This window comes from Priestia sp. P5_B4 (genome assembly GCF_056400385.1).
This window is the reverse complement of sequence record NZ_JBFULJ010000706.1, coordinates 1-1,985: the sequence shown is the minus strand read 5'-3', so window position 1 is coordinate 1,985 and position 1,985 is coordinate 1. Positions and strand designations below refer to the sequence as shown.

Genomic DNA, 1,985 nt, shown 5'->3' with positions numbered 1-1,985 from the left:
ATACGAAACTATGCAAGTAGGTTTGCCAAAAGGGTCATACTATATTGCGGTAGAACGTTATAGCTATGCGACAGATGAACCCTATGAAATAAAAACATCATTTTCATCAAGTAATAACTATGAAAAAGAATTTAACAATAGCTTAACTACAGCTAATTCTATTAGTCTTAACCAGGTATACAAAGGTACAATCAGTTCTGAAGGGGATACTGATGTTTATAAAGTAGTAGTACCCAACGATGGAAATGTGACATTAGCAATGAAACAGCAAGAGGGGGCAAGCTGGCAAGCTAAAATTCAAAACAGCGGTGGGTATGTATATAAAGAACTTGTAACAAATAACGACGAATTAGTTTCAGGAAATGCCTCAGTTCAAACCTGGTTGAAAAAAGGAACTTACTTTGTTGTTATTACAGATTATTATGGCAATGCAGAACATAAGCCTTATCAATTTATTACATCTATGAAATCCTCTGCTTTAAAATCATCTCAAATTAAAGTCACAAACAATAAAGGAAAAGATGACGTAATTGCAGTTTCGGGCATTGTTAAAGGTGATATCGTTAGAGTGTACAATGAGAACTCAAAAGGAACAATTCTTGCATCTAAAACATCAACAGGAACATTGGTTACGCTTACAGCGAAGCAAATCGGTCAAAAAGCAGGAAAAGTGTATGTAACAGTTATGCGCCCAGGAATGGGTGAAAGTGATCGCGTAGCAGCCTCATTCTCAGGGGAGCAGTCTAATTCATTACAGTCATCACAAGTGAAAGTAACGAACAATAAAGGAAAAGATGATGTAATTGCGGTGAGTGGAATTACTAAAGGTGACATGATCAAAGTATATAGTTTAAGCTCAAAAGGAACAGTTCTTGCATCTAAAACATCAACAGGAACGTCGCTTACGCTTACAACGAAGCAAGTTGGTCAAAAGGCAGGGCAAGTGTATGTGAGCATCACACGTTCAGGTATGACGGAAAGCGCACGCACAACTGTGTCATTCGCTGGGGAACAATCCAATGCGTTGCAATCATCACAAGTGAAAGTCATTAACAATAAAGGAAAAGCAGATAGTGTAACCGTAAGTAAAATTGCTAAAGGTGATGTTATCAAAGTATATAATGCGAGTTCAAAAGGAACGCTGCTTGCAAGCAAGCAATCAGAGGGATCATCAACAGTATTATCAATTAAGCAGCTTGGCTCAAAAGCGGGAAAAGTATACGTGACAATTACCAATCCAGGTATGAGTGAAAGCATACGAACAGCGGTTAGCTATAATGCTGAAAGATAACTAAGCAAAAAAGCGAAATGCTTCGGCATTTCGCTTTTTTGTTTAAGTTTAGTAAAAAAACCTTGATTATTTTTTAACTTGTACGTTCGTTCGCTTTCCGTTTTTTAAAACAATCGTATAAATGTCAGCTGAAGGAGTACTCTTAACGGTATAATTTTGAACTCCATTGTTAGTATTAGTGTTAATAATGAACTTGTATTCAGCATTTTTTTGATTGCTATTCGTAAACTGAAGCTGAGTAATTGGCAGCTTTTTATTAAATTCTAATGATTGCCATCCAGCAATAGGAGAAGCAGAACCTTTATAATTTTTGATGGTGCTCATTTTTGTAAGCTGAATTAGTTCAATTTGCTGTTGATCAAGTTTGCTGGTAAGAGTAAACACTCTGCTTGCAGATTTTTTTACATCTACGTCTTTTCCGATATTAAATATATCCGTGTATGTATGATTTTTGTTTGATTCCATTACATCACGCACAAGAATGCTGTTTGTGTTTTTTAGATAAACAAGCGTTCTGCTTACTTTTACTCCTTTATATAGCTCATGGCTCCCAGTTACATAACTGTACGTTTTATTTATTTCGGAAGAACTAATTTTAGATTTGTTGACTTGATCCTTGGTTACAGGAAAGGATTTTTTATCTACAGTTACGGTATTGTGAGCTAAGGTACCTTTAAAGTATTCTCTGTAAGGA

The 1,985-nt window shown here is 35.8% G+C and carries 1 protein-coding gene and 1 pseudogene; one reads left to right on the top strand and one right to left on the bottom strand.

Annotated features, from left to right (window positions below):
- Window positions 1-1,291 (top strand): annotated as a pseudogene (locus AC1DRF_RS24945) (hypothetical protein); the annotation flags it as partial.
- 66 nt (window positions 1,292-1,357) lie between these two features.
- Here the strand turns inward: AC1DRF_RS24945 and AC1DRF_RS24940 are convergent.
- Window positions 1,358-1,985: heparinase II/III domain-containing protein (locus AC1DRF_RS24940; protein WP_477741962.1), on the bottom strand; the 628-nt coding region annotated here is incomplete at its 5' end.